The 24,585-nt window shown below is 36.0% G+C and carries 33 protein-coding genes and 1 tRNA gene; 23 read left to right on the forward strand and 11 right to left on the reverse strand.

The window, feature by feature from the left end; all coding sequences use genetic code 11:
• Positions 1–647, forward strand: a 647-nt coding sequence (locus WFK35_RS02735) for a DUF4241 domain-containing protein (protein ID WP_336731228.1), incomplete at its 5' end; no start/stop codon positions are given.
• Between the two features lie 39 nt (positions 648–686).
• Complete coding sequence (locus WFK35_RS02740) at positions 687–1,370, forward strand: SMUG2 DNA glycosylase family protein (RefSeq protein ID WP_336731229.1); 684 nt, start codon at positions 687–689, stop codon at positions 1,368–1,370.
• A gap of 194 nt (positions 1,371–1,564) precedes the next feature.
• Here WFK35_RS02740 and WFK35_RS02745 read toward each other — a convergent pair whose 3' ends face one another.
• Genes WFK35_RS02745 through WFK35_RS02755 form a run of 3 tightly spaced genes read right to left on the reverse strand, consistent with a single transcriptional unit; the run spans position 1,565 to position 3,544 of the window.
• A complete protein-coding gene (locus WFK35_RS02745; protein ID WP_336731230.1) occupies positions 1,565–2,392 on the reverse strand; it encodes a T9SS type A sorting domain-containing protein in 828 nt (275 codons plus the stop codon).
• Positions 2,393–2,416: 24 nt separating this feature from the next.
• Positions 2,417–2,962 (reverse strand): phage tail protein, encoded by a 546-nt coding sequence (locus WFK35_RS02750; protein WP_235132922.1) that lies wholly within the window; start codon positions 2,960–2,962, stop codon positions 2,417–2,419.
• 36 nt (positions 2,963–2,998) lie between these two features.
• The gene (locus tag WFK35_RS02755; RefSeq protein WP_235132921.1) at positions 2,999–3,544 is read right to left on the reverse strand and encodes a phage tail protein; all 546 of its coding nucleotides are present in this window, start codon (positions 3,542–3,544) and stop codon (positions 2,999–3,001) included.
• A 415-nt stretch (positions 3,545–3,959) separates the two neighbouring features.
• Between WFK35_RS02755 and WFK35_RS02760 the strand changes: the two genes are divergently transcribed.
• The 14 genes from WFK35_RS02760 (at position 3,960) to WFK35_RS02825 (ending at position 12,343) form a co-directional block, all read left to right on the forward strand.
• Positions 3,960–4,724, forward strand: coding sequence for an enoyl-CoA hydratase/isomerase family protein (locus WFK35_RS02760; protein ID WP_336731231.1), 765 nt, complete (start codon positions 3,960–3,962; stop codon positions 4,722–4,724).
• A gap of 106 nt (positions 4,725–4,830) precedes the next feature.
• Positions 4,831–5,448, forward strand: coding sequence for a hypothetical protein (locus WFK35_RS02765; protein ID WP_235132919.1), 618 nt, complete (start codon positions 4,831–4,833; stop codon positions 5,446–5,448).
• A gap of 4 nt (positions 5,449–5,452) precedes the next feature.
• Positions 5,453–5,989 carry a hypothetical protein gene (locus WFK35_RS02770; RefSeq protein WP_336731232.1) on the forward strand — a complete coding sequence of 179 codons (537 nt, stop codon included), beginning with the start codon at positions 5,453–5,455 and terminating at the stop codon, positions 5,987–5,989.
• On the forward strand, positions 5,986–6,276 hold the full coding sequence (locus WFK35_RS02775; protein WP_076395182.1) for a winged helix-turn-helix domain-containing protein: 291 nt from the start codon (positions 5,986–5,988) through the stop codon (positions 6,274–6,276). Before WFK35_RS02770 ends, WFK35_RS02775 begins: the two co-directional genes overlap by 4 nt.
• A 66-nt stretch (positions 6,277–6,342) precedes the next feature.
• Positions 6,343–6,633 (forward strand): hypothetical protein, encoded by a 291-nt coding sequence (locus WFK35_RS02780; RefSeq protein ID WP_336731233.1) that lies wholly within the window; start codon positions 6,343–6,345, stop codon positions 6,631–6,633.
• A gap of 24 nt (positions 6,634–6,657) precedes the next feature.
• Positions 6,658–7,497, forward strand: coding sequence for a metallophosphoesterase (locus tag WFK35_RS02785; protein ID WP_336731234.1), 840 nt, complete (start codon positions 6,658–6,660; stop codon positions 7,495–7,497).
• Positions 7,498–7,500: 3 nt separating this feature from the next.
• The gene (locus WFK35_RS02790; RefSeq protein WP_336731235.1) at positions 7,501–7,872 is read left to right on the forward strand and encodes a hypothetical protein; all 372 of its coding nucleotides are present in this window, start codon (positions 7,501–7,503) and stop codon (positions 7,870–7,872) included.
• 11 nt (positions 7,873–7,883) lie between these two features.
• Positions 7,884–8,198, forward strand: a complete 315-nt coding sequence (locus tag WFK35_RS02795) for a hypothetical protein (protein WP_336731237.1) — start codon at positions 7,884–7,886, stop codon at positions 8,196–8,198.
• Positions 8,199–8,201: 3 nt separating this feature from the next.
• A complete protein-coding gene (locus WFK35_RS02800; protein ID WP_271246247.1) occupies positions 8,202–8,687 on the forward strand; it encodes a Coq4 family protein in 486 nt (161 codons plus the stop codon).
• Positions 8,688–8,689: 2 nt separating this feature from the next.
• Positions 8,690–8,980 carry a hypothetical protein gene (locus WFK35_RS02805; protein ID WP_336731239.1) on the forward strand — a complete coding sequence of 97 codons (291 nt, stop codon included), beginning with the start codon at positions 8,690–8,692 and terminating at the stop codon, positions 8,978–8,980.
• 8 nt (positions 8,981–8,988) lie between these two features.
• Positions 8,989–10,365: a DUF4153 domain-containing protein gene (locus WFK35_RS02810; protein ID WP_336731240.1), complete on the forward strand. Its 1,377-nt coding sequence runs from the start codon at positions 8,989–8,991 to the stop codon at positions 10,363–10,365.
• 85 nt (positions 10,366–10,450) lie between these two features.
• Positions 10,451–11,131: a DUF1361 domain-containing protein gene (locus WFK35_RS02815; RefSeq protein ID WP_336690817.1), complete on the forward strand. Its 681-nt coding sequence runs from the start codon at positions 10,451–10,453 to the stop codon at positions 11,129–11,131.
• A gap of 107 nt (positions 11,132–11,238) precedes the next feature.
• Positions 11,239–11,778: a hypothetical protein gene (locus WFK35_RS02820; protein ID WP_336731241.1), complete on the forward strand. Its 540-nt coding sequence runs from the start codon at positions 11,239–11,241 to the stop codon at positions 11,776–11,778.
• 52 nt (positions 11,779–11,830) lie between these two features.
• Positions 11,831–12,343, forward strand: coding sequence for a hypothetical protein (locus WFK35_RS02825; RefSeq protein ID WP_336731242.1), 513 nt, complete (start codon positions 11,831–11,833; stop codon positions 12,341–12,343).
• A gap of 77 nt (positions 12,344–12,420) precedes the next feature.
• On the opposite strand, the gene WFK35_RS02830 is transcribed toward WFK35_RS02825, so the two are convergent.
• The 3 genes from WFK35_RS02830 to WFK35_RS02840 are packed head-to-tail and all read right to left on the reverse strand — an operon-like array spanning position 12,421 to position 14,038.
• The gene (locus WFK35_RS02830; RefSeq protein WP_235132909.1) at positions 12,421–13,104 is read right to left on the reverse strand and encodes an FKBP-type peptidyl-prolyl cis-trans isomerase; all 684 of its coding nucleotides are present in this window, start codon (positions 13,102–13,104) and stop codon (positions 12,421–12,423) included.
• A gap of 29 nt (positions 13,105–13,133) precedes the next feature.
• Complete coding sequence (gene dtd, locus WFK35_RS02835; RefSeq protein WP_336731243.1) at positions 13,134–13,583, reverse strand: D-aminoacyl-tRNA deacylase; 450 nt, start codon at positions 13,581–13,583, stop codon at positions 13,134–13,136.
• A gap of 2 nt (positions 13,584–13,585) precedes the next feature.
• Entirely contained in the window at positions 13,586–14,038 is a 453-nt protein-coding gene (locus tag WFK35_RS02840) for a hypothetical protein (protein ID WP_214588477.1), read from the reverse strand.
• Positions 14,039–14,147: 109 nt separating this feature from the next.
• On the opposite strand from WFK35_RS02840, the gene greA reads away from it, so the two are divergent.
• The 7 genes from greA to WFK35_RS02875 all read left to right on the forward strand — a co-directional run bounded on the left by greA (position 14,148) and on the right by WFK35_RS02875 (position 20,041).
• The gene (gene greA, locus WFK35_RS02845) at positions 14,148–14,618 is read left to right on the forward strand and encodes a transcription elongation factor GreA (RefSeq protein WP_336731244.1); all 471 of its coding nucleotides are present in this window, start codon (positions 14,148–14,150) and stop codon (positions 14,616–14,618) included.
• A gap of 45 nt (positions 14,619–14,663) precedes the next feature.
• Complete coding sequence (locus tag WFK35_RS02850) at positions 14,664–15,053, forward strand: HIT family protein (RefSeq protein ID WP_214588478.1); 390 nt, start codon at positions 14,664–14,666, stop codon at positions 15,051–15,053.
• Between the two features lie 73 nt (positions 15,054–15,126).
• Positions 15,127–16,314, forward strand: a complete 1,188-nt coding sequence (gene clpX / locus WFK35_RS02855) for an ATP-dependent Clp protease ATP-binding subunit ClpX (RefSeq protein WP_214588479.1) — start codon at positions 15,127–15,129, stop codon at positions 16,312–16,314.
• A 77-nt stretch (positions 16,315–16,391) separates the two neighbouring features.
• The gene (locus WFK35_RS02860) at positions 16,392–18,359 is read left to right on the forward strand and encodes a T9SS type A sorting domain-containing protein (RefSeq protein ID WP_336731245.1); all 1,968 of its coding nucleotides are present in this window, start codon (positions 16,392–16,394) and stop codon (positions 18,357–18,359) included.
• Between the two features lie 6 nt (positions 18,360–18,365).
• Positions 18,366–18,575 carry a signal peptidase gene (locus WFK35_RS02865; protein WP_214588481.1) on the forward strand — a complete coding sequence of 70 codons (210 nt, stop codon included), beginning with the start codon at positions 18,366–18,368 and terminating at the stop codon, positions 18,573–18,575.
• A gap of 61 nt (positions 18,576–18,636) precedes the next feature.
• Entirely contained in the window at positions 18,637–19,923 is a 1,287-nt protein-coding gene (locus tag WFK35_RS02870; protein ID WP_336731246.1) for a TlpA family protein disulfide reductase, read from the forward strand.
• A gap of 44 nt (positions 19,924–19,967) precedes the next feature.
• Positions 19,968–20,041 (forward strand) — tRNA-Met (locus tag WFK35_RS02875).
• A gap of 145 nt (positions 20,042–20,186) precedes the next feature.
• Here the strand turns inward: WFK35_RS02875 and WFK35_RS02880 are convergent.
• The 5 genes from WFK35_RS02880 to WFK35_RS02900 all read right to left on the reverse strand — a co-directional run bounded on the left by WFK35_RS02880 (position 20,187) and on the right by WFK35_RS02900 (position 24,480).
• Positions 20,187–21,485, reverse strand: coding sequence for an HlyD family secretion protein (locus WFK35_RS02880; RefSeq protein ID WP_336731247.1), 1,299 nt, complete (start codon positions 21,483–21,485; stop codon positions 20,187–20,189).
• Positions 21,486–21,564: 79 nt separating this feature from the next.
• A complete protein-coding gene (locus WFK35_RS02885) occupies positions 21,565–21,762 on the reverse strand; it encodes a bacteriocin-like protein (protein ID WP_214588484.1) in 198 nt (65 codons plus the stop codon).
• A gap of 14 nt (positions 21,763–21,776) precedes the next feature.
• Positions 21,777–22,010, reverse strand: a complete 234-nt coding sequence (locus tag WFK35_RS02890) for a bacteriocin-like protein (protein WP_336731249.1) — start codon at positions 22,008–22,010, stop codon at positions 21,777–21,779.
• Between the two features lie 28 nt (positions 22,011–22,038).
• Complete coding sequence (locus tag WFK35_RS02895) at positions 22,039–22,218, reverse strand: bacteriocin-like protein (protein ID WP_436835758.1); 180 nt, start codon at positions 22,216–22,218, stop codon at positions 22,039–22,041.
• A gap of 69 nt (positions 22,219–22,287) precedes the next feature.
• Positions 22,288–24,480 (reverse strand): peptidase domain-containing ABC transporter, encoded by a 2,193-nt coding sequence (locus tag WFK35_RS02900; RefSeq protein WP_214588487.1) that lies wholly within the window; start codon positions 24,478–24,480, stop codon positions 22,288–22,290.
• Between the last annotated feature and the right edge of the window lie 105 nt (positions 24,481–24,585).

Consider the following 24,585-nt stretch of genomic DNA (forward strand, 5'->3'; position numbering starts at 1 on the left):
AAATTGCAGGGCAGCCATTGGAAACGATGGAAATCGGAAATGTTTCTCTTCCTTCCGGTAAGATAGTGGTGAGAGATCCGCTTGTTGATCTGAACGGAAATCAATCGCCCTATTTTATTCAGGCTCCGAAAGGTGATTTTCCTGTAACCATTGCTGTGGTAAAATCAGAAGACTGGGGTGATAGATATGCTGTTGTTAAAGTGGAATTTACGAAAGAAAAGCCCATTGTTTACAGGGAAGCATTGGTTGGAATTGAAGAATTGGAAGGCGTTACTGAAGATGATTATTTCGGTTTTGGTGTGGATGCAGGCTTAGGTTGTATTACTGATAAAGAAGTGCTTCCTTTTGTGGATAAATTTGTGGATGAAACTAATGTCGACAATTTTTACGATGATTATTTCGCCGCACTTTTCGAGAAAAGCTATAAAGACCATCCGAAAAATCAAAGAGATGCCGGAGACTGGATCAACTGGAAAGTTCCGAATACCAATTATCATATTCCTATGTTTGCGAGTGGCTTTGGAGACGGTACTTATCCGGTATATTTTGCTTATGATAATAATGACAGTATTTGCGGATTATACATCCAGTTTATTGATATCGAATTAGCCTTAAGCGAAGATGGAGACGAAGATGATGTAGATTAAAAAGATCAGCCATATAATTTTTTTTTAAAACCAAATATGATGAAAACTTTTGCTGAGGAAGTAGTAGAATTTAACCGAAACTTAAAATATTCCGGAATACTCCCCGAAGATTTTCAGGTGCTTAATCCTTATTTAGACAATCCTGAAACCATGATTGTGATGGAAAAGTTTTATCATAAATACTATAATGATTCCAACAAAAGAAAATTTCTGATAGGAATTAACCCCAGTCGTCACGGAGCCGGAGTTACAGGAGTTCCATTTACCGATACCAAACGTCTGGAAAGCGTGTGCGGAATTAAGATGAAATCTGCTTATACTCATGAAGTCTCTTCGGTTTTTATGTATGATGTGATTGAACAGTATGGCGGAGCAGAGGAATTTTATAAAGAGGTTTATATCAATTCTCCGTTTCCTTTAGCGATCGTCAGAAAATCGAAAGGCAGCTGGATCAATGCGAATTATTATGATGATAAAGAGCTTTTCAGGGATGTAAAGGAATTTATGATTGATTCTTTAAGAAAACATATATCTCTGAATCTCGACACTTCGGAGGTCTTTGTTTTAGGTAAGAAGAATGCAGATTTCATTTCAAAATTAAATCGGGAAGCTAATTTATTTGATAAGATGACGGTTTTGGAACATCCCCGATATATTCAGCAGTACAAATCCAAAGACAAACAATTATACATTGACAAGTATATTCTTGCTCTAAAAAAATAAAACTCTTTGAATTTCTCAAAGAGTTTTCGGGACGATGATATTATTAAATATCGCCGGAACGAGGGAAAATATGATAATCCCCCGATTGCTCAGGGGACATCATCACAATATTATGCTTTAAAATCTTTCAAGGTACAATTAGATGCTTTTATTGAATCTCATGGTTATTAGTTTCACTTTAATAATAGCCTGTATTACTTTTTGATAATTTTGTAAGATTCTTTAGAAGACTTTACGGTGTAAACACCTTTTGGTAGTTCTGAAATGTCTGTTTCATTTACTCCTTTTTGAGTTTCAATTGTTTTTACCAGTTGCCCCGTCTGGCTGTACACCTCAAACTTAGTATTTTCATTAGTTTTGATCGTTAGCGGACCGTTAGTCGGGTTAGGGTAAAATCCTGAATCTTTTTTCGAAGCTTTTACATCATTGGCAGACAATACAATTCCTGTATCTTTTACCCATGTGAAAGAATCCAGCCCCATATATTGATAACCTCCTCCCGCAGTAATCTGCAGCTGGTCGATTATAATATTGCTGTAGTTCTGCCCGTTCAGGTTGGTCATATCAATTAAAGTATATCCGTTTGTAACAGCAATAGAATTAACAAAACCTGTAGTTTTTGTCTGAGTAAATTTTGTAACTCCGGATAATTTACCTGTAATAGTTAATGTCCCCGTTACAGACTGTGAAGTATTTGCTGCTCCTAAATAAACCCAGAATCTGTTTACTTTAAATAGGTTGGATGTTGTTTTGATACTAAAAGACGTTCCGGAAGATTGGTTACCCGCTCCGGAGTTGTCGATATAGTTATTGTCAATTGCGGTACCGCTCCATCCTGTACCGGGATAAGAAGCCTGAATGTCATATGTGTTAACATGCGACAGGATATTGAAAATTACTCCGTTATCAGTAAAACTTGCGCTTCCGTTGGATTCCGTCTCAAACTGTTCTGTACTGGTCTGTCCGAAAGAAAAGACTGAAATAAAAAGAACAGATAAGGTAAAAAGTATAGTACTTTTCATGATTTTAAATTTTTAGGTTATTAATTATTGTCTTGATGGATATATACCATTTACGCAGATAATATAATTAAGACCAAGGTAAGGTGGCATATTGTTAACAGGCAGGTTCTGACCTGCAAAGGTTACTGAAGCTGAATTGATAGGCGTATCCGGTGCCGCATTTATAAAGCTCGGAACAGCTGTGAAATCTCTTCCTGCCTGAGTTCCTGATACAGCAATTGATGCCGATGATGATGGCGTTGAAGTTGTTGCGTTAGATTTTGAAACTCTTAGCTGGCTTACTATTGACGGAAGATTTGAGCTTAGCAGAGTGTTGGTAACAGTACCTGCAGCTTCTCCTAATACAACACTTTTACCTGTGTTTGAAGTTCCTGCGCCAACTGGCATACGCCCGTTGAGGTTAGGTAAAGCGAATGTTGTTTTTCCATCTCCGCCATAAACTGATCCCAAGATAGAGAAAAGTGCCTGATTTTGGCTGATATTTAGTATTGCACCGTTGCATAGCATATATCCTCTTGGTGCAAAATTTCCTGCAAAAAGTTTGATGGTTCCAATTAATTCTTCGTCCATGATTATTGTATTTATATTATTAGTACTAGTGTTAAATTAAGGTCTTGAAGGATAAATTCCCTCCACACATATAATGTAGTTGACTCCTAAATATGGAGACATATTGTTAACCGGTAAGTTCTGACCGATAAAAAAAACAGACTGAGGGTATAGCATAGTATCCGGAGCTGCGTTTATAAAGCTCGGAACGGCCAAAAAGTCTCTTCCTGCCTGTGTCCCGCTTACTGCAATCGATGTTGTAGACGTTGGTACAGCTGTTGTTGCATTAGCCGAAGATACTTTTAGCTGACTTGCGAAGCTTGGTAGATTAGAGGCAAGAAGTGTGTTTGTAGGAGTTCCGCTTGCTTCTCCCAATTCATAATACTGCCCTGTTGTAGATTGTCCTGCACTAATTGGAACACGTCCGTTTAGATTGGGTAGAGCAAAAGTTCTGACACCATCACCACCGTAAGTGGTTCCTAAGATCGAGAAAAGAGCAGAGTACTGCGAAATGCTTAGAAGAGCTCCGTTGCAGAACATATAACCTACTGGTGGAAAATTTCCTGCGAACGTCTTGATTACGCCCATTAATTCGTCATCCATGATAATATAAATTTTCAGTTTTTTTAAAATTCCTACTCTGTTTATGGCTTTTCGGATACCGCCAGAAAATCTTTAAAAACTTATGTCTTATTGACATGTCAAAGTAACAACAATAGAAATATTTGCCATAGAGTAGAAAATACCAAATTGCAGATTACGTATTTTTACGGATTTGATGTAAATATAATAATTATTTGTTTTGTTTAACAAATATATAGTTGTATAAATTGATTATGTTTGAATTATTAATCTTAATATGTGTTTATTGGTTTGTATATTGTAATTTTGATATTTTTCATGTTCTTTTTGTGTGAAAGAAAATAATGTGAAGATTTAGGTGTTTTATTTATTAAAGTTTATTCTCTCAGAACGCGTTCTATTTAGTATTTTTGTGTAAATCCAATTAAAACTAAAAATGAACGAATTTGTAGTATCAGAACTAAAAAACAACATTGCCGAAATTACATTCGGAACTCCAAAAAGCAACTCGCTTCCGGGAGCCATTCTTGAAAAATTAGCACATACCATTCTGGATGAAGGTGCGAAAGAAGAAGTAAAAGCCATTCTTGTAAAAAGTGAAGGGGAAAAAGCTTTCTGTGCGGGAGCAAGTTTCGATGAACTTCTGGAAATTGAGGAACTCGAAAAATCAACAAAATTTTTCGGAGGTTTTGCCAAAGTTCTGAATGCAATGAGAAACTGTGGAAAAATAGTTGTTGTGAGAGTTCAGGGAAAAACTACAGGTGGCGGAGTTGGAATTGCGTGTGGAGCAGACTACTGTTTTGCAACCAAAGACTCTGCATTAGCCTTAACGGAAATTAATCTCGGAATCGGGCCTTTCGTGATCGGACCGTATGTGGAAAGAAAAATCGGAAAGTCTCAGTTTTCGGCAATGGCAATCGATGCGGATTTCAGATCGGCAGAATGGGCTGAACAGCACAATATCTATCATTCGGTTTCGGAAACCATTGAAGAAATGGATGCCAAGCTGGAAAAATTCCTTCAGACTCTGGCTTCAAGAAGCAGCGATGCTTTGGCGTTAATTAAAAAAGTTTCGTGGGAAGGAACAGATCATTTCAATGAACTAATGCCTGCAAGAATTCATATGAGTGCCAGTTTAATACTGGAAGACTCGGCTAAGAAAAACATAGGAGCCATTAAAGAGAGATTAAGAGCAAAATAATCATAAAGCCGTTGATTTCTCAACGGCTTTTTTATACATTCTTTTTTCAAAAAAATATTTTGCAGATTCAAAATAAATATTAACTTTGTAATTCAAAGTTCTTTTTATGGAATCAAAAAACTATCACGAAGACTTATCACATATTCGCTCCATGATGGAGCGTTCTTCCAGATTTATTTCTTTGAGCGGATTGTCCGGAGTTGTTGCCGGTTTAGCAGCAATTATCGGAGCGGTATATGTTTATTTTGTCTTTCAGAGAGAGGGAATAGATTATTTTGATGGGGAAAGAAATATTTTCGGACCGTCCTTGGTAAAAGAACTTGTTGTAACAGGCGTTGTTATTCTGGGTGTGGCATTGCTCAGTGGTTATATTTTTACAGCCAATAAAAGTAAAAAGAAGGGTCTGAAGATTTGGGATGCGACAACTAAAAGACTTTTGGTTACCTTTGCAGTTCCTTTGGTAACGGGAGGTTTCTTTTGTCTGGCACTTCTTTATCATCATCTTTTTGTGTTTATTGCTCCGGCAACACTGCTGTTCTACGGACTGGCTCTGGTAAGTGCGGAACGATACACGTTAACAGATATAAAATATTTAGGCTATTGTCAGATTGTTTTAGGGTTAATTTCCTTATTCTTTTTAGGATGGGGACTGGTTTTCTGGACAATCGGATTTGGGGCTTTGCATATCGTTTACGGATTGATAATGCATAAGAAATACAAATAGAATTGTGAAAAAGTGGGGGATATTTTTAATCATTATTTTTGCAATGGTCATCTGCAGAACTTATGTATTCCGGATGTTTTTCTCTTACGACACAATTAAAGAAAGAACGGTTTTAGATGTTGCCAACGAGAAACTGAAAAATCGGTTAAAGGAAACTGGAAGTAATACATCTGTAGAAGATATCATTCAGAATTCTTTGAAGGAAACTGCTTCTACCCTTAGTTTTTCATTTTATAAATGTGATCATGAAACGGATAAATTAGTAGAAACCAAAAAAGCAAACTGTATCGGTTATTCGGCATTTTTAGCTTCTGCTATTCAATTCAAATTGAAGCAAAGCGGGTTGGAAAACGGATGGAAAGTTCATCATAACGTCGGAGAAATTTATTTAGTGAATGAAAATATCAACAGACATTTTAATTCCGGATTTTTCAGAGATCATGATTTTGTAACCGTTGAAAATGTAAAGACAAACGAAACAATCGGCATTGATGCCACAGTGTATGATTATTTCAGAATAGAAAGGATAAAATTAAAATGATAAATATAAATCAACTCAACAAAGAATTCGAAAGCCGTGTAAGATTGGGCATTATGTCTGTTCTCATGGTAAACGACTGGGTTGATTTCTCAGAAATGAAAAGCCTGCTGGAAATTACGGACGGAAATCTTGCCAGTCACAGCAACGCGCTGGAAAAAGCAGCATATATAGAAGTGAAGAAAGAATTTGTGGGCAAGAAACCCAAAACATCATATCGCGTAACCCAAAGTGGAAGAGAAGCCTTTACAGAACATCTTAATGCTTTGGAAAAATTACTCGGAAAATAGAGATTAAATTTTTTTATTTTTAAACTTTGAAATACAAAGTACTTTTAATAATTTAAAACAAAAATTATGACTTTAGAAAAACAAAAAACAACCATCATTTTCGCAGTTCCTGCATTATTAATGCTCACGGCATTTTTTGCCAATCTTTTTGCAGAAGGCTGGAACTGGTCTCCTTCTGATTTTGCTGTTGCGGGCGGACTGCTTTTCGGAACCGCATTTTTCATCAATCTTGTCATCCGTTCTAAAAAATCTTTACGGTATAAACTGATGATCTGCTTTGCGATTTTATTAGTTCTGGCTTTAGTCTGGATCGAACTGGCAGTCGGACTTTTCGGAACTCCTTTCGCGGGAAGCTAACATTGTAAAAAAACTAAAACATAAATGAACAGGAAAACATTTTTAAAAAAGATCTTTCAGCTTTCTGTAATAGGAGCATTTCCTCTTCTCTATTCATGGCAGATTGAACCGTTTTGGCTTGAGTTTGTAGAACGGAAACTTCCGGTTAAAAATTTACCCCAAAATCTTGAAGGAAAAATCCTGATGCAGATTTCTGATCTCCACGTTGGAACCCGCTTCGACTGGAATTTTATTATCGATTCTTTTCAGAAAGCTAAAAAATACAATCCCGACTTCGTGGTGTACACAGGAGATTTTGTTAATCGGGGAGGAGCTAAAGAAACGGAAGACCTTAAAAAAGTGATGCAACACGCTGTGCTGGGAAATCTGGCAACATTCGGAATTCTGGGAAATCACGATTACGGAAAAGACTGGCAGGATCTTCAGTCGTCCGACAATATCTGTAATATTCTGGAAGGTTTTGGAATCACAATGCTGAATAATGCGCAGCAGGAAAGCAACGGACTCAATTTTATCGGTTTTGAAGATTTATGGTCGCCCAATTTTGCACCGCAGAAAGTGATGAGGGATTATGATCCTTCCAAGGCAAATATCATTCTCTGTCATAATCCTGATGCCTGTGATAAAGATATCTGGAATGGTTATCAGGGATGGATTCTGAGCGGACATACGCATGGGGGACAATGCAGAATTCCCGGAGTCATTACGCCTCTGCTTCCCGTGAAAAACAGAAAATATATTTCCGGAGAAATTGATCTTGAAGATGGAAGAATGCTTTACATCAGCCGTGCTTTGGGACATTCTTTTCAGGTTCGATTTATGGTGCGTCCGGAAATTACGGTTTTTACTTTAAGACAAGGATAAATAATGAAACTGGTACTAAAAATTTTTGCATTGGGAATATTGGTGATCATCATTTTCACCATAGATTTTCCTTTAAGAGAAAAAACACTGTATGGTAAATATGTCAATACAAATTACGAAAATCCGATTTGCTGTGTTGAAGCTCCTCATCAACCGGATACTTTGATCTTATTCCGTGACGGACATTTTGAAAGCGGATTTTATGGGAAAGGTCGGTTTGAGGTAAGTAAAGGGCTCGTTTCCACAATTATCCTACATTATATAAGTGATGGAGAACCAGCATTAGGTAATACTTATTTTTCGAACAAACTTTTTGAAAAGCCAAAAATTATTCTGAACGCAGATATGAATCATGTCTATACTAAAATCGATTAAAATTATAAACTATGAATGAAAAAACAATCATAATCATCGGAAAAACTCTGTTTTGGCTTTCATTTATTTTAGGAAGCATCTCTTTGTTCGGGTATGCTCTCACTAAAAATGATTTACTTGTTGAAGGTGGAATTTTGGTTTTGGAATATGGATTTGTAGTTAATATGATTGTTCTTGTTACTCTATTAATCTACGGAATTGTTCATAAGAATAAACTCAATGCCTGTCTTAAATCTTCAGGAATTATGCTGATTAATATTCCCATAGCAATAATTTATATCATCATTGGAGTTCAGCTTGTTTCAATTAATTTTTTAAACTCATAAACTATGAAAAAAATACGCGTCAAATTTCTTCTTTTCGTTTACAATAAAACCCAGAAACTGTACAGAACCTATTTCAAGAAAAAGAAAAGGCAGTGGCAGTTTACAGAAAAACAACTGCTGGAGTTTCAGGAAGATTCTCTGGGCAGAAAATTGGGAGAATTTTATAAAAAACATGGTTTCACGATGATTCCCAAAATGGAAAATCACGATGTTCATCACCTTATTACAGGATGCGGAACCAATTTCGAGGACGAAATCGCTATGCAGTTTCTCCTGTTAGGAAACGGAAAACTCAACGCCCATCTTTTGGCAGCGATTGTTTTGGGAAGCCTCATTTTACCGGAATATTACAAACTCTACATCAAAGCCTACAAAAAAGGACAAAATATGCGTCCGTTTTACCAGTGGGATTTTGAAGCTTTGCTCTGGCAGAATTTTGAGCATCTGAAAGATTTCATTCAACAGAAGAATACCGCTGTTTTATATTAATTATGGAAAGGGTAAAATTTAGTCCCGTCGGAAAAAGTCTGTTTCTGATTTCGTGGCTGCTTGGAACCATCATCTTATTGGCATTCTGGATCTCCGAATCTTGGTTTTTTGTCTGGCTCGGATTTTATTATGTCGTTATTGCCGTTGTTATCAACATGATTGTTTTCTGTTCCGAATTGCTGACTTTTTTAACAGATGTTTCAGATAAAAAATCGCACGGAAACTCAGCTTTGCTGATTTTGTTGAATATTCCGATTGCCGCCTTTTACTTTTTTATTTTCACCAACATTTAAACTAACCTATGAAAACACATCACTATATATTTCTTACGACCCTGCTTTTTGTCATTGTATTTTATGATCAGAATGTAGGTCTCAATCTCGGAATTATCGGAATTATTTATGCCGTGCTTACTTTCTTCAGAACACCTGAAAGAAACCGAACCAAAACGTTTATTTTTCTCTTTGCAACGAGCATTATTTCGAGTGCTGCGTTTGCGTGGTACGGAGATTTTCCGTCCTTTCTGGCGGTTGTCAGTTCATTGTTATTGTTAGAATACCGATCACGAAACCGAAGAATGAAAATCCTTTTGCTGGTTCCGGTTTTTGTGACGAATTGTTTTACAGAGTTTTTCAGAATTCTGAATTTCGATGCATGGCTTCCCAAAAGAAACGTTTCCGGTTTGTGGCAGAAAACACTGGCTTTTGTAATAATTCCTTTAATTCTGATCTCTGTTTTCTTCGGAATCTATTCCGCGGGAAGCGATCATTTTGCCAATTTATTCACTAATGTGGAGCTGGATATCAATTTCTGGCAATTGTTGGCAATGATCTTTTTGGGATTTTTCATCGCATTCAATTACTGGAATTTCGCCGTTGAACGGTTTATTTACAAAAGCAACCGATTGCTGGATGATCATTTCGGGGAGAAAGATAAAATTCAGAAAGCCACCTATTCTTTTCTTGATCTGGATGCAGAAAGAATGAGCGGCGTAATTTCTTTATTTGCGCTGAATATTCTGCTCGTCTTTTTCATCATCACTTACAATTATGAACAGTTTTACGAGTCGGTAAAAAGTCCCGTTAAACTTTCCGAAGAAACGCATGAAAGAGTAAATGTAGTCATTCTTTCAATCATCATGTCGATTCTGGTGATTATGTTTTACTTTAAATCGAATTTCAATTTTGATCCGAAAGCCGGACTAATGAAAATGTTAGCCAAAGTCTGGATTTTTCTGAATGCCGTTCTCGTTATTTCTGCCATGGTGAAAAACTCAGAATACATCATCAATTATGGGTTTACCTACAAAAGACTGGGGGTTTATGCATTTTTGATATTGGCTTTAATTGGCTTGGTCACCACTTTTATTAAAATTCAGAAGCAGAAGAGAAACGTGTTCCTTTTCAATACGATGGCATGGTATATTTACGGAGTAATCCTCGTTTGCAGCTACATCAATTGGGGCGGCATCATTACTTCGGAAAATAGCAAGCGGAAAGATTTTGCTTTAAACTACCATAAAACTCAAATTAATTTCAGTGAGAAACAATTGCTGAATTATGCCGAAGAACATCAGGATAATGCCTTAAAATCCGAAATTCTGAATTTAGAAAGAGTGAAATTCCAGAAAAATGAAAAATTTCTTTCTCGGGTTCTTTATTATCAGAATTTAAAGTAAGAAGATCTCCGGTCAAACCTCACAGGTTTCAAAAACCTGTGAGGTTTTTATTGTCAATAAAAACTTAACTATAATCAATTTAAAAATGATCAGAAAATTAAAAAATAGCAAAAGATTTGAAATCACTTTATTGTTGGTATTAATGACACTTTTTTGTTTCAGTCTTTCGATTTCCAGATATTACATCAGTGAAACGAAAGTGTTTTTATTTCTTAACTGGAATTTGTTTCTTGCCTGGATTCCTTTTTTTATCAGCAGTTTTTTAGTAATTTTTAAAATCAGAAGTAAATTATCACTTGTTGTAGCAATCGCTGTTTGGATTGTATTTTTTCCCAATTCACCATATATTCTTACTGACCTTTTTCATCTGAAAAGTAGAAATGCAATTCCGATCTGGTATGATTTGGTGGTCATTCTTTCGTATGCATGGACAGGATTATTTTGTGGATTCGTTAGTTTGCTTGACATTGAAAAACTATTGTCAGATTATTTTAAACCAAGAATCATCAACTTCCTTACGTTTTCGTTTTTATTCATCGCAAGTTTTGGTGTTTATCTGGGAAGATTTTTACGGTGGAACAGTTGGGATATTCTCAGCAATCCTTTTGGTCTCTTCAATGATATTGCTGTAAGAATTATTTATCCGATGGACTATACAAAAACATGGGGAGTAACTGTTTTGATGGGAGTAATGCTCAATTTTATGTATTTTATGATGAAGTCTGTAAATAATCTTAACAGGGAAGTTATTGTTATAAAAAATTAAAAAGGGTTATTGTTTATTGAAAAATCTCAGTCAATGGAACAATTTTGGCATCTCCATAAACTTTAAAAATCAAGACGGTTTTAGATCGTATTCAAAAAATAATTGTTATGAAAAAGTTCTTAGTATTGATCCCGTTAATCATAGTTTCGTGTAAAAAAGAATCTGCTTCTGTTGAAACTCAGGATAAAGATTCAGTAATCATGAGCGAACAACCTGATTCTGTTCCGAAAACAGATTCTGCAGCCATAAAAATGAAGGATTCTGTGATTAATAATGCACCGAAAACCAAAGAAGTTCTTAAAACAGGAGTGATGAGGACCGTAAAGGACGGGAAGATCACCAGAACCGTAGATGCAGAACAGTTTCCGCTCACTTTAGGAGAAGAGTTTACGACGGACGGACAGGAATTTATTCTGAAAATCATCAATTTCAACAAATCCAAAATACAGGCTAAAATTTCAACAAATGAAAAGGATTTCAATATCAGATTCAATCAGATTAAACTTCCCAATGGAGATTTCGACGGACCTTTCGGAAGAGAAATTACTTATGATGTAAAAGATAAGGGCGAAGTCTGGCTGATCATCGGGAAAAGCAATATGGCTTCCGGTAATACCAAAGGCAGTTTTACCGTAAGTGTAGAATAATTTTCATCATTTTGGTACAGTTTATGCAAACAAAACTTTAAAATTTATCATTATGAAAAATATATTTTTGACGGCGGCAGTAGCTTCAGTAGCTCTTGTAAGTTGTGGAACGGTGCAGTCGTTGGTTCAGAATACATTTCCTTATACAGCCAATGTGTTAGTTTCCACAGGAGTTCCCGCCGATAAAGAAGTTTCTTCTACTTCTACTGCGTCTAATGTTCAGACATGGTTTGGAGGGAATAACAATGCGAAGATTAAAGACGTAAGAATATCGGATGCCAAAGTTTCCGTAGTTTCTCCGGCAGGAGGAAGCCTGAATGCTCTTAAATCGATAAAAGTATACATTTCATCGAGCGGAACAGGAGAAAGACTGGTTGCTTCAAGAACCAATATTTCTACAGATGCTTCAAGTTTAAATCTTGATCTTGCAACTTCAGGATTTTTAGATGAGGTGGTAAAAAGTACGGGGGTTACCGTAAGAACGGTTTATGAACTGAAGAACCAGACAAGTTCGGACATGAACCTTAGAATTGCACTAAATTTCAGCAGCGTTCCTGCGAATTAGTTTTTTTATAAAAGTTTATTTTAAAAAACGTCTTTCAGATTTCTGAAAGACGTTTTTGCTTTTTTTTATAGAAAAGATTATTTAAAATCTACCAGTTCTACATCAAAAATAAGAGTTGCTCCCGGAGGAATTACGCCGCCCGCTCCGTTGTCTCCGTATGCAAGATCAGACGGAATATAAAATCTGTATTTTGCACCTTTCGACATCAGTTGGATTCCTTCTGTCCAACCTTTGATAACGCTGGAAATATTTAATTCAATAGGCTGTCCTCCGTTTTTATCTGTAGAGTCGAAAACCGTTCCGTCCATTAATTTTCCGGTGTATTTTACATTAGCTGTGCTTGAAGCTGTAGGCTTTGCTTTACCATCGCCTTCCTTAAGAACTTCATACTGTAAACCGCTTGCCGTGGTTTTAATGTTTTTGTTCAGTTTATTTTTAGCTAAAAACTCGGCTCCTTTCTTTTTGTTTTCATCTGCTTTTACTTTTGCTTCAGCCTGCTTTTTTTCATTCTGCTTCTGCATAAAGCCCTGCAAAAAGGCTCCCATTTCTTCTTTCGGAAATAAACTTGGCTTATCTCCGAAAGCATCTTTAAAACCTTGTGTCAATAATTCAGGATCTGCCGGAAAGCCCTGTTTCTTCATGTTTTCAGCAATATCAAGACCGATGTAGTAAGACGCTTTCTGCTCGTCTGTATAAGATTTCTGAGCGAATGCAAGATTTACTCCTGTTAAAAGAACTAAGGTAAATAACGTTTTTTTCATTGTTGAATGTAAATATATTTTCTGCGAATTTAAGCTTTTGTAACGGAATCCATCACAATAGTTACCGGTCCGTCATTAATTAACGAAACTTTCATGTCTGCTCCGAAGATTCCACTTTCGGTTTTCAGTCCGGATTTTGAGATTTCTTCTTTAAAATAATCAAATAAGGGAATCGCTTTATCCGGTTTTGCTGCTTTAATGAAAGAAGGGCGGTTTCCTTTTTTGTAATCGGCAATCAGGGTAAACTGACTGATGCATAATATCTCTCCCTGAATATCCTGAACAGAAAGATTCAGTTTCCCTTCTTCATCCCCGAAAATTCTGAGGTTTAAAATTTTCTGTACAAGCCAGTCTGCATCGTTTTTTTCATCATTTTCATCAATTCCTACCAGAAGCATTAAACCGTTTCCGATTTCCCCGGCCACTTTTCCATCCACTTTTACGCTGGATTCTGAAACTCTTTGTATGACAACTTTCATTTTTAATAATAAATATTTAAAATTTTCCCTGAAGGATCATAATTGTAAAGATACGTTTTCGGCTGTACATTGGCTACCGCAGTGGGTTGTCCGGTTAACAAAATCCATTGGGCATTGTCTTTCGGGCAGACAATTCTGATGTTGTCCTGAACTTCCAGAGTGGTATTGCTGTCGGGACAGATGTGAGGCGCGTTTCTGTCGTAGGCTTTGAAAGAATTGTCGGATGCTCTTACTACGATTAGCCCCTTCGTTCCGGATTGCTGCTCATTGATGTAAACCCATCCACCAACCTGATTCAGTGCGTAGTAAGCAGGAAGGTTCAGATTTAGTGTAACATTGATCGGATTACTTGGAAAGCAACTTACGGTGTCTTCACGGCTTCCGCAGGAATGTATAGATAAATTACTGAAAATCAATAGTGTGATGATAGATAATATTGAAAAAGTTTTTTTCATTTCAATTTAAATTTTTATATATTTGTAAAAATTAAACGATTATTACACGAAAACATTGTCCGGCAAATGTCGGATTATTTTTTTATACTAAAACTAAATTTTGAAAATTATGGCAAGCTATGTTACAAAGGAGGGATTAGAGAAAATGAAAGCTGAGCTGGAACAGTTGGAAACTGTAGAGAGACCAAAAATTACTCAGCAGATCGCAGAAGCAAGAGACAAAGGAGATTTGTCGGAAAATGCAGAATATGATGCGGCAAAAGAAGCTCAGGGAATGCTTGAAATGAGGATTTCTAAGCTGAAAGATGTGATCTCCACTTCAAAAATCATAGACGAAAGTCAGCTGGATACTTCAAAAGTTTCAATTCTTACAACGGTAAAACTTAAAAATAATGCAACCAATAAGGAGCAGGTATTTACACTGGTTCCGGATAACGAGAGCGACCTGAAATCAGGAAAGATCTCAGTAAACACGCCGATTGCAAAAGGACTGCTTGGAAAAGCGGTAGGAGAAACGGCAGATATCACGTTACCAAACGGAAACAAACTGTCTTTTGAAGTATTGGACATTACCCTGTAAATAACTGTTGTTTAATTTTCTAATCTTTAATATTTTTAAATTAAAATGAGCACAATATTCACAAAAATCATCAATGGCGATATTCCCTCTTATAAAATTGCCGAAGATGAAAACTTTATTGCGTTTCTGGATGCAATGCCTTTAGTAAAAGGACACACATTGGTTGTTCCCAAGAAAGAAGTTGATTTAATTTTTGATCTGGACAGCGAAGAATACAAAAACCTTTGGGGTTTTTCTCAGGAAGTTGCCAAAAAAATTAAAAAAGCAATACCTTGTGTGAGAGTTGGGGTGGCCGTTGTAGGATTAGAAGTTCCTCATGCACATATTCATCTTATCCCGCTCAATACGGTGGAAGATATGAATTTTAAAAATGAGCGATTAAAACTTACGGGTGAAGAATATACCGAAATTCAGAACTCAATAATTAATTCTTAAAAATAAAGGAAACTCGTAAAGCAGATTTTTACGAGTTTCTTTAATCTATACCTTATATATTTAGATCTAAAAAATGAATTCAAACCAATGTTCTTTCTGCGGAAGAAAGAGAAATGAAGTGCAGATGCTGATTTCAGGTCAAAACGGCTTTATTTGCGAGAATTGTATCGAGCAGGCTCATGCAATCGTGAAGGACAGCAGTTCAAAATCAGGTTATGCTCCGGCAGAAAATATAAACGAACTTAAGAAACCGAAAGAGATTAAAGAATTTCTCGATCAGTACGTAATCGGGCAGGATCAGGCAAAAAAACAATTGTCGATTGCCGTGTACAATCACTACAAGAGATTACTTCACGCTCAGGACGAAAACAGAGAAGTAGAGCTGGAAAAATCGAACATCATTATGATTGGTGAAACAGGAACCGGAAAAACATTACTGGCAAAAACCATCGCCAGAGAACTGAATGTTCCTTTCTGTATTGTAGATGCTACGATTTTAACCGAAGCCGGTTATGTAGGCGAAGATGTGGAAAGTATCCTTTCAAGGCTTTTAATGGTTGCCGATTATGATGTAGAAAAAGCGGAAAAAGGAATTGTTTTTATTGATGAAATTGATAAAATCGCCAGAAAATCAGATAATCCGAGTATCACAAGAGACGTTTCCGGAGAAGGAGTTCAGCAGGGATTACTGAAATTGCTGGAAGGAAGTATTGTAAATGTTCCGCCACAGGGGGGAAGAAAACATCCCGATCAGAAATATATTCAGGTGAATACACAGAATATTCTGTTTATTGCAGGTGGAGCATTCGACGGGATCAAAGAGATCATCGAAAGAAGAATGAACAAGCAGGCAATTGGTTTCAGCTCAGAAAAAATCAATAAAACGGATGAAGACGAATATATATTAACGAATATTAATGCCATCGATCTTCGTTCTTTCGGATTAATTCCTGAGCTTTTGGGAAGATTCCCGATCATTACTTACCTGGATAAACTTACGAAAGAAACCATGGTAAGAATTATGAAAGAACCTAAAAATTCTATTGTGAACCAATTTATTGAGCTTTTTAAAATGGACGGAACAGATCTGAAATTTACAGACGGAGCCATTGAAAAAATTGTTGAAGAAACTATTGAAAAAGGTTTAGGAGCAAGAGGGCTGAGAGGAACTACGGAAAAAGTGCTTGAGGATTATATGTTTTCTATAGGGGAAGAAAAAGAAATAATATTAACGGAAGATAATATTTTTGTTAATACATAAAATATTTTTGTTTTTTAGTAAAAAAAACATAACTTTGCATTTGAGATATTGTATTAACACACAAATATTTATATACAATGAGAAAAAGTTTATTTGCTATTGGTTTATTAGCAGCTATTAATTCTGTTCAGGCGCAGAATGTTCTAGTACACGTAGATGATGCTGCTACTACGTATGTAAGTAAAGGTACACTTGTTTACAGTGGCGGTGGCCTACAGATGAAGGGATCTGGAATTGTAGAAAATCACGGTAACTTTATGGTTGACGGGACATCTACTGATTCTTTTAAAACTATTGATGCTTCAAATGTAAATAAAACTGAGGCAAATGGTGGCGGTAATTTTGTTAATAAGCTTAATGAGCCTACCGCTTATGCAACTTATAATACGAACAGTTCTTCCGCTACACCAGCTTATACTTACGGACAGCTTTTTATTTCCGGTATTCCTCAGACCAATATTACGGGTATTGTGGATCAGGAATATAGAGCAGTAAATCATGGAACCTATCAACAGATCGGTTTACCGTTTTATGATAAAACTGCTTCTACTCTTAGCGCAGAATTAGGTAAAACATTTACCAATGCTCGATATTCTAAAAACGAGATTCTTGCATACAGCAATCCAACAGTAGTTTCAATGAATGTAGATATAACTTCGAAACTTGGTGTTGCGAATCCGGGAACAGCATATTATATGCTCGGCGGATTAGGATTGGATGTAAGCAATACGACAAGAACACTTAAAGGTAGACCTTTAACGGATATCGGAACTACGGTTACTTTACAAAACGCAGGTAACGGTATTAATTTTGGTACCGGAGGAAGTGCTACGAATATGTATAACGAAAAATATTATACATATCTTCAGGATGGTTTCCATATTGGGAGTGGTGGTACTGCTTGGCAGGGTAACTATGGAAGAAATATTTATCAGTTTTCCAATCCGTTCCTTACTAATATAGATTTGTCTCAAATTGCAGTTAACGAAGGTGCTACAGTGGGAGACGGAATAAATCTTACAAAAATTCAGGGGGTAAGACTAGAAGTGTCGGGAGTACAGACTGCGAGTTCTACAGGTGGTTCAGGTGGTACTGGTTCCAGTTCATATAAATTTATTACATATCCATCAGGAGTTCCTACAGGTGATGTAGATTACACTGTGGTAAGACCTATGGGAACATTTGTAATTAAGCTATTGGACAATACTAGCGCAGATACTTTCAATTTTGCTAATCTTAGAAGGTTTAATTACTATTCGAGAGCCGCAAGTACAAACTATAATGTTGCAGCCAACAAGAACAGCAGCGGAACAGTAAAACAATTAGGTGTTATTGGTCTTGATGCAAACGGGAATGAGGTAGCACGTACTTACTACGTGGTTTATCCTAACGGTACAACTGGGCACTCTACCAATGCATTAACTCAGGTTACTTTGTCTTCCGGTGATATTTTAGGAACGTTTGAAGAAGATGTTAACGGAGGATATGATAATAACTATACAGGTCAGTACTGGCTTTATATAAACGAGGCAAACGAATTTAATTTCAAGGGCAAAAATATTAAGTTAGTTAATTATGACCTTAATAAGATTAAGTCTTATAAATTTGAAATTAGAGAAAATGCACAGCTAGTAGCTAATGGAACTCATGCCTTATCTACCGGAATTGGTTTCTACTATAAAGCTGCTAATGGTACTTTACAACAAGCACTGCAAGGAGGCGTTACTAGTGTTACAAACGCTGAATACGACCTTTACTATGGAGAACCAAATGTAGTTTTAGCAACAACCGAAACGAAATCTCCATCAAGAACTGTTGTTATTTACAATCCTGCAATCACGAACTACATTGTTAGATTCGATCCAAACTGGAAAAAAGCAGATATCGAAGTTTATGATATGAGTGGTAAATTAGTAATCTCTAAAAAGGCGGTGGAAACAACCAGAGATTTTGTGATTGAATTAGATCAGCAAATCAAAAATTCTTACGTGGTTAAAATTGTTTCGGACAAAGGAGATATTGTTAACACGAAAATCTTAAAATAATTGAATATGAAAACTATTAATAAACTAGTGTCTATCTTTTTTCTGTTTGCTGCAATGTTTGTCATGGCGCAGCCTCCTAATCCAACGGGAGGTAGTGGTACGGTAGGACCGGGTGCCACCGCTTCGCCAATAGACATGTATGTGTATGCATTAGGAATTATTGCTGTTTTATTTATAGCATTTTTTACTAGAAGATATACAGCTAAGAAAGCATAAAATTTTATTAAAATAATATTAAACTCTCTGATTACTCAGAGAGTTTTTTTATTTTTACGTTATGAAAAAAATTTTTACAATATCAGCTTTAGCAGCTGCATTTTCATTACAGGCTCAGTTTACTGTCTCCATTCAGGCTCCTGCCGATTTTAAAGATCAAGACGCAATTTTATATACTTTAAATGGTTCTAAGGATATTATTGTAACCAAAGAACAAAGTAAAAATAATGTATGGACTTTTAAATATCCCAAAAATTATATGGGAATGATGAAAGTTTATTTTCCCAACTCCAATAATACTTTCAATTTCATTTCAGAAAATAAAAATGTAAGTGTTAAGCTTGAAACACAGGCTAATAAAATAAAAGATATTGTTTATCTTGATGAGGTAAATGATCTTATGAGTAAACTTCAGGAAGGTTCACAAAAGAAGGAACTTATTTTGCCTGCTTTAGCTCAGATCAAAGAATATTATAAAGACAATACGGAGTTTGGAAAGGCATTAAAGACTGAAATAAACAGACTTTCGGGAAATTCTTCGGGAATAGACCAGACACAGCATCCATTCATTTATTATTATAATACAAATTACAGCAAATTTTTGTCTAATGATGCATCTAAAAAAGTTGCTCAGGACGAAATCATTAATTTTTTAGATAAGTCTAATGATATGCTGGAAACTTCCTCATTACTTAGACCGGTTTTAGTAAGTTATCTGAATTCAGGTGGAAATACCAATGTTACAGCATCTGTAGATAAACTTTTAGACAGGTTAAAAGTAGAAACTCCTCGCGGGCAGACCGTACTTTCTGAGTTAATTGATATTTTTGATGTGTATGATATGCAGGATTTTAAGGATAAATATCTCAATCTGGCTAAAAATCTTAAATGTACCATTACAGACAGACTTGCTTCAACTTTGAAATCCAACGCAAATGTTGAAATGGGAGCAGTTTTCCCTAATTATAAGTTCAATTCACCCGTTAATACTACCGCTAAATCTTTACAGGATGTAAAGGCTGATAAAAAGGTCGTTATTTTCTGGTCTTCCACATGTTCTCACTGTGAGAGTGAACTTCCTCAATTATTGGCTAAATATAACGATTTAAAGGCTAAAAACGTTCAGGTTGTAGGCTTGTCTCTGGATGTAGATAAAGATTCTTATTCTAAAAAGATTACAGCATTTCCATGGATAAATGACTCCGAATTGAAAGGATGGAACAGCAGTTATGTAGATACATATAATGTTCATGCAACTCCGACGTATTTTATTTTAGATGCTAACAATAAGATAATCAGTAAACCAGAGCATGTTGGTGATGTTTTGGAATATTTTAAGTTAAAATAAATTTGGAGGTAGTAAATATTTTTGTATATTTGCACCACCAAAACGGCGAGGTAGCTCAGTTGGTTAGAGCGCAGGATTCATAACCCTGAGGTCACGGGTTCAATTCCCGTCTTCGCTACAGATGAATAAAAGGTTTCAGGATATTTCTGAAACCTTTTTATTTTATGATTGTCGAACTTTTTTATCTATAAAAAAAGCCAGTTGTATATAACTGACTGCAAAAATAAACCGAAACAATTACGTTTCGGTTTCTATATTCTGTATTAGCTTTGATATCCTAGCAACTTCCTCATTTGATAGAAAAAGCGTTCGATTAACCTCAAATCCTGAGTGACAATCTCGGCATTGCCTTTTAACTCTTTATCAAAAACTAAATTTTTGTTATAACTGGTCTTTAATCCTTTCGGGAGAAGTACATCTACATAATAATTTCCTTCTTTATCGGGAGAAAGAGAGATATTCTGCACTTTTCCTTCCACGATTCCATATTCCTGATAACGGTAATTATCGAGCTTAATTAAAACCTTTTCACCCGAAGCAATCTTACCTGAGTTGGTAGCCGGAACAGACATTCTGCCGACTAATTTTTCCCTGTTTTTAGGAAGAATGGATAGAACGGCATCTCCGGCTTTAATAAACTGGTTTTCGCCGAAAAACTGCTGAAAACTTGCAATGCCGTCTGTATTCGAAATAAGAAGATAGTTTTGTTCCCATTGTTTCAGGGATTTTCTCAACTGTTCAAACAACTGTAAAGTCTGGGTAGAGTAGTTGATCTTGTCTTTTTCTGTATTAATGGCAGTTCCGCTTTTTGTTTTATTTAAATTAGAAATTCCTTCTTCCATCTGTGAAAGAGAAATATTAATGTTTTCTAAATTCTGTTGCGCCTGTATATATTTTATTTTCTCGTTTTCAAGTTCCATGGAAGAGATAACTCCCTGGTTGAATAATTCCTGAGAACGGATGTAGTTTTTTTTGGTTAGCTCATATTTAGCCTGCTCAAGATTTTTTTGCTGTTTGGTAGTAGCAATTCTTACCCTGTATTCGGAAAGGCTTTGATTGGCGGCTAGATTTTCCGGCGCATAAGGCTGCAATCTTGTAAATAAGGCTTCATCCTGAAATGCTTTTGCAAAACCATTATAATCTCCCTGAAGTTCTCCCAGTTTGAAATGGGAGGTTTCGGTTAGTGGAAACGATGATAATTGATTCGGAGATAAAGAATCGATTATTTTTTTTAATGCAAGAACATCTTTGTAGTTTGCAGAAGACTGCATGACCATCAATACCTGATCTTTTTTAACTTCCTGATGATCTTTGATGAATATTTTTTCAATTTTAGAATTGGTTCTGGCTTCTAATTTTTCAGGTGGATTTTGTGAAGTCACAATAATTGGCGCAGGAATGAATTCCGGATATTTTATAATATAACTCATGATTAGTATCAGTACCAATATTAGAAATATAATGGTATTCCCCCATCGGATCATCCAATGAGGAGGCTGGGTAAGAATATCCTGAACACTTTCAGAACGAAGCTCAATATTATCTAAAATGTCTTTTTCCATACTTTAATATAAGCAATCTTCCGTTAAGAAGATTGCTATTGTTATACATCAGATTTAAATTGAAATTTAAAATTTTTAATTATTCGCAGATTTGCGGAGAGTACATATTCTGATGAATACATGCACTTCTTTTTGCGCACCACATAAGGTTGCAGCCACAATCATACGGTTCTCCCGGAAGTGGTGGTTCTGGCGGGAAATATGCTCCGCAATCGTTTAATCCTCCTCCTTTAAGATCTTTTAAATCTTTTCTTGTTAATTTTTTTAAATTTTTCATAATTAAAATTTGTTTTAGTTTGTATGACAATTTTCTGCACTGTAAAAGTTCATGTGTACACAGGCGGACATTTTTTCGCACCATGCAAGATAATTGCATCCGCAGTTATAAGGCTCTCCCGGCATGGGAGGATCTTGTGGGAAATAATCTCCACAATCTCCGCCGCCTAAACCTTCACCCGAAAATCCACCTCCGCTTCCTTTCAGATTTTTTAGATCTTTACGTGTTAATTTTTTTAGATTTTTCATAGTAATTTTGAATGTGATTTAAATTGAATTATTGGCAAATCGGCGGATAATAATTCCCGTTAATATCCATACACGATTTTTCCTCTACAATATACCATCCGGTACCGCCGCAGTGGCAATAATAAATAGAATCGTCCGGATATGTTGGACCCCCTGCTCCCTTTACATTTTTAAGATGTTCTCTTGTTAACTTCTTCATGTTTTTCATAAAATAAATTGATTTTTGTTATTTACTCCTACTCTGTAAGCTTTTCGGATTTCGCTGTATACCTAAAATTTAATTTCCAAGTTCTAACTGATTCTTCACCAGTCTGTAATATTCTCCTCTCAGAGCAACCAATTCTGCATGGTTTCCTTCTTCCACTACTTTTCCTTTATCCAAAACAATAATTTTATCGGCATGTTTTACGGTGGAAAGCCTGTGGGCTATCACAACTGCTGTTTTTCCTTTGAAGAACTGTTCGAGATTTTCCATGATTACTTTTTCATTGTTTGCATCCAAAGCTGAAGTTGCTTCATCGAATAAAATATAATCAGGAGATTTATAAACCGCTCTTGCAATGAAAAGTCTCTGTTTCTGACCACCGCTCACTCCCAAACCTTCATTTCCTATTTTTGTGTTGTAGCTTAAAGGTAACTCTTCTATGAATTCTTTAATGTTTGCAATTTCTACGGATCTCCTCAATTTTTGCTTATCCACATAATCTTCACCTACGGCAATATTATTGGCAATAGTGTCATTAAAAACATAGCCTTCCTGCATCACCACTCCGCAATGGTCTCTCCAGAATCTCGGAGAAATATTGTTAAGCTTTGTATTCCCCAATCGAATTTCTCCCTGAGAAGGTTCGTAGAATTTCATTAAAAGTTTTAAAAGTGTCGTTTTTCCGCTTCCGCTGGCTCCAACAATGGCCGTCGTTTTCTGAAAGGGAATGCTGAGGGTAAGATTTTCAAATACGGGAACATCTGAACCTGTGTATCTGAACGAAACATTTTCCACCAGAATGTCTTTTTCCGGAATTTCGTGGGAATATTGCTCTTCCTTATTCTCCTCATCATCCTTATCATGAATTTCACCCAATCTTTCCAAAGAAATTTTAGCATCCTGAAATTGTTTAATGAAATCAATTAATTGAAGCAATGGACTGTTTAACTGCCCGATGATATACTGAACAGAAAGCATCATACCTAAGGTAAGATTTCCGTCAAGTACCAGTTTTGCCGAAAGAAAACTCACAAAAATATCTTTCATCTGATTGATGAAGTTTCCTCCTACGGACTGCCATTGTTCCAAAGACAAAGATTTTATTCTCAGCTTGAATAATTTAACCTGAAGAAATTCCCAATCCCATCGTTTCTGTTTCTCGGCATTATGCATTTTAATTTCCTGCATCCCGTTGATCAGCTCGATCACTTTACTCTGTTCCTGGGAAACCTGTGAAAATCTTTTGTAATCGAGTTCTTTTCTTTTGCTCAGGAAAAAACTGATCCATCCGATATAAGCCGCTGCTCCGATAAGATAAACGATAAACAGCCTGTAATCATAAAATAACAGTACAATACTAAAAATAATAAGATTGACCAATGAAAACAGGGTGTTCAGCGAAGAACTTGTGAGAAGCTGCTCGATTCTGTGATGGTCATTAATTCTCTGCATGATATCTCCCGTCATTCTTGTATCGAAGAAACTGATCGGAAGCTTCATGAGTTTGATAAAGAAATCGGAAATAATAGAAATATTAATCCTTGCTGAAAGATGAAGCAAAATCCAGCTTCGGATCATTTCAATTCCCATTCTTCCCATAAAAAGCATCACCTGTGCCAAAAGGACAAGATAAATGAAATTGAGATCCTGATTCTGAATACCAACATCGACAATACTCTGGGTAAGGAAAGGGAAAATCAGAGAAAGTAAACTTCCTGCCAAAAGTCCTACTGCGAGCTGGATAACCAGCGATTTATACTTTAATACATATTTTGAAAGAAAAGAAAAACTGGCTTTACTTTCCTGATCATCAAATTCTGTCTGAAAAAAAGCAGGAGTTGTTTCTAAAATAAGAACAATACCTTCTTCTGTTTTCTCATTGGCATTTTCACCGATCCATAACTTGATGAATTCTTCTCTGGTATAAGTAATCAATCCATAGCCCGGATCGGAAACATAAACTTTGTTGTTTTTGTCTATTTTATAAACAACCACGAAGTGATTTTTATTCCAGTGGACAATACACGGAAGAGGAACTTCCTCCGCTAAAGATTCGAAATTAATCTGAACTCCCAAAGAGCGGAAACCAAGGTCTTCCGCTGCATCACTCAATCCGAGTAAACTGCTTCCTTCCCTTGTCGTTTCAGAGAGGTTACGAATTTGTTGGAGCGAGATACTTTTGCCATAATGTTTGCTTACAATACGAAGGCAGGTAGGACCGCAGTCTTTAGAATCTGGTTGGCGATAGAAAGGAAAAGATTTCAATGATTGACGTTTTTATTTATAAATAAGTTGCCGCCGGTAAGACGACAACTATTTCTTTGTAAAAGTTTTGACTTTTATGAGTAGCAATACTTATTGCAAATGCCT

This window comes from Chryseobacterium sp. VD8, from assembly GCF_037149975.1.
Taxonomy (GTDB): Bacteria; Bacteroidota; Bacteroidia; order Flavobacteriales; family Weeksellaceae; genus Chryseobacterium; species Chryseobacterium indicum.

What these genes read in the sequence shown, in the direction of transcription:
- WFK35_RS02800 (WP_271246247.1), top strand. Translation starts at nt 8,202, where the DNA reads ATGAAAAAAATACGCGTCAAATTTCTTCTTTTCGTTTACAATAAAACC.
- WFK35_RS02840 (WP_214588477.1), bottom strand. Translation starts at nt 14,038, where the DNA reads ATGAAAAAAACTTTTTCAATATTATCTATCATCACACTATTGATTTTC.
- WFK35_RS02760 (WP_336731231.1), top strand. Translation starts at nt 3,960, where the DNA reads ATGAACGAATTTGTAGTATCAGAACTAAAAAACAACATTGCCGAAATT.
- WFK35_RS02745 (WP_336731230.1), bottom strand. Translation starts at nt 2,392, where the DNA reads ATGAAAAGTACTATACTTTTTACCTTATCTGTTCTTTTTATTTCAGTC.
- WFK35_RS02880 (WP_336731247.1), bottom strand. Translation starts at nt 21,485, where the DNA reads ATGGAAAAAGACATTTTAGATAATATTGAGCTTCGTTCTGAAAGTGTT.
- WFK35_RS02885 (WP_214588484.1), bottom strand. Translation starts at nt 21,762, where the DNA reads ATGAAAAATTTAAAAAAATTAACAAGAAAAGATTTAAAAGATCTTAAA.
- WFK35_RS02775 (WP_076395182.1), top strand. Translation starts at nt 5,986, where the DNA reads ATGATAAATATAAATCAACTCAACAAAGAATTCGAAAGCCGTGTAAGA.
- WFK35_RS02865 (WP_214588481.1), top strand. Translation starts at nt 18,366, where the DNA reads ATGAAAACTATTAATAAACTAGTGTCTATCTTTTTTCTGTTTGCTGCA.
- dtd (WP_336731243.1), bottom strand. Translation starts at nt 13,583, where the DNA reads ATGAAAGTTGTCATACAAAGAGTTTCAGAATCCAGCGTAAAAGTGGAT.
- greA (WP_336731244.1), top strand. Translation starts at nt 14,148, where the DNA reads ATGGCAAGCTATGTTACAAAGGAGGGATTAGAGAAAATGAAAGCTGAG.
- WFK35_RS02795 (WP_336731237.1), top strand. Translation starts at nt 7,884, where the DNA reads ATGAATGAAAAAACAATCATAATCATCGGAAAAACTCTGTTTTGGCTT.
- WFK35_RS02870 (WP_336731246.1), top strand. Translation starts at nt 18,637, where the DNA reads ATGAAAAAAATTTTTACAATATCAGCTTTAGCAGCTGCATTTTCATTA.
- WFK35_RS02790 (WP_336731235.1), top strand. Translation starts at nt 7,501, where the DNA reads ATGAAACTGGTACTAAAAATTTTTGCATTGGGAATATTGGTGATCATC.
- WFK35_RS02820 (WP_336731241.1), top strand. Translation starts at nt 11,239, where the DNA reads ATGAAAAAGTTCTTAGTATTGATCCCGTTAATCATAGTTTCGTGTAAA.
- WFK35_RS02850 (WP_214588478.1), top strand. Translation starts at nt 14,664, where the DNA reads ATGAGCACAATATTCACAAAAATCATCAATGGCGATATTCCCTCTTAT.
- WFK35_RS02895 (WP_436835758.1), bottom strand. Translation starts at nt 22,218, where the DNA reads ATGAAAAACATGAAGAAGTTAACAAGAGAACATCTTAAAAATGTAAAG.
- clpX (WP_214588479.1), top strand. Translation starts at nt 15,127, where the DNA reads ATGAATTCAAACCAATGTTCTTTCTGCGGAAGAAAGAGAAATGAAGTG.
- WFK35_RS02825 (WP_336731242.1), top strand. Translation starts at nt 11,831, where the DNA reads ATGAAAAATATATTTTTGACGGCGGCAGTAGCTTCAGTAGCTCTTGTA.
- WFK35_RS02810 (WP_336731240.1), top strand. Translation starts at nt 8,989, where the DNA reads ATGAAAACACATCACTATATATTTCTTACGACCCTGCTTTTTGTCATT.
- WFK35_RS02890 (WP_336731249.1), bottom strand. Translation starts at nt 22,010, where the DNA reads ATGAAAAATCTAAAAAAATTAACACGTAAAGATCTAAAAAATCTGAAA.
- WFK35_RS02740 (WP_336731229.1), top strand. Translation starts at nt 687, where the DNA reads ATGAAAACTTTTGCTGAGGAAGTAGTAGAATTTAACCGAAACTTAAAA.
- WFK35_RS02750 (WP_235132922.1), bottom strand. Translation starts at nt 2,962, where the DNA reads ATGGACGAAGAATTAATTGGAACCATCAAACTTTTTGCAGGAAATTTT.
- WFK35_RS02780 (WP_336731233.1), top strand. Translation starts at nt 6,343, where the DNA reads ATGACTTTAGAAAAACAAAAAACAACCATCATTTTCGCAGTTCCTGCA.
- WFK35_RS02755 (WP_235132921.1), bottom strand. Translation starts at nt 3,544, where the DNA reads ATGGATGACGAATTAATGGGCGTAATCAAGACGTTCGCAGGAAATTTT.
- WFK35_RS02860 (WP_336731245.1), top strand. Translation starts at nt 16,392, where the DNA reads ATGAGAAAAAGTTTATTTGCTATTGGTTTATTAGCAGCTATTAATTCT.
- WFK35_RS02765 (WP_235132919.1), top strand. Translation starts at nt 4,831, where the DNA reads ATGGAATCAAAAAACTATCACGAAGACTTATCACATATTCGCTCCATG.
- WFK35_RS02815 (WP_336690817.1), top strand. Translation starts at nt 10,451, where the DNA reads ATGATCAGAAAATTAAAAAATAGCAAAAGATTTGAAATCACTTTATTG.
- WFK35_RS02830 (WP_235132909.1), bottom strand. Translation starts at nt 13,104, where the DNA reads ATGAAAAAAACGTTATTTACCTTAGTTCTTTTAACAGGAGTAAATCTT.
- WFK35_RS02805 (WP_336731239.1), top strand. Translation starts at nt 8,690, where the DNA reads ATGGAAAGGGTAAAATTTAGTCCCGTCGGAAAAAGTCTGTTTCTGATT.
- WFK35_RS02785 (WP_336731234.1), top strand. Translation starts at nt 6,658, where the DNA reads ATGAACAGGAAAACATTTTTAAAAAAGATCTTTCAGCTTTCTGTAATA.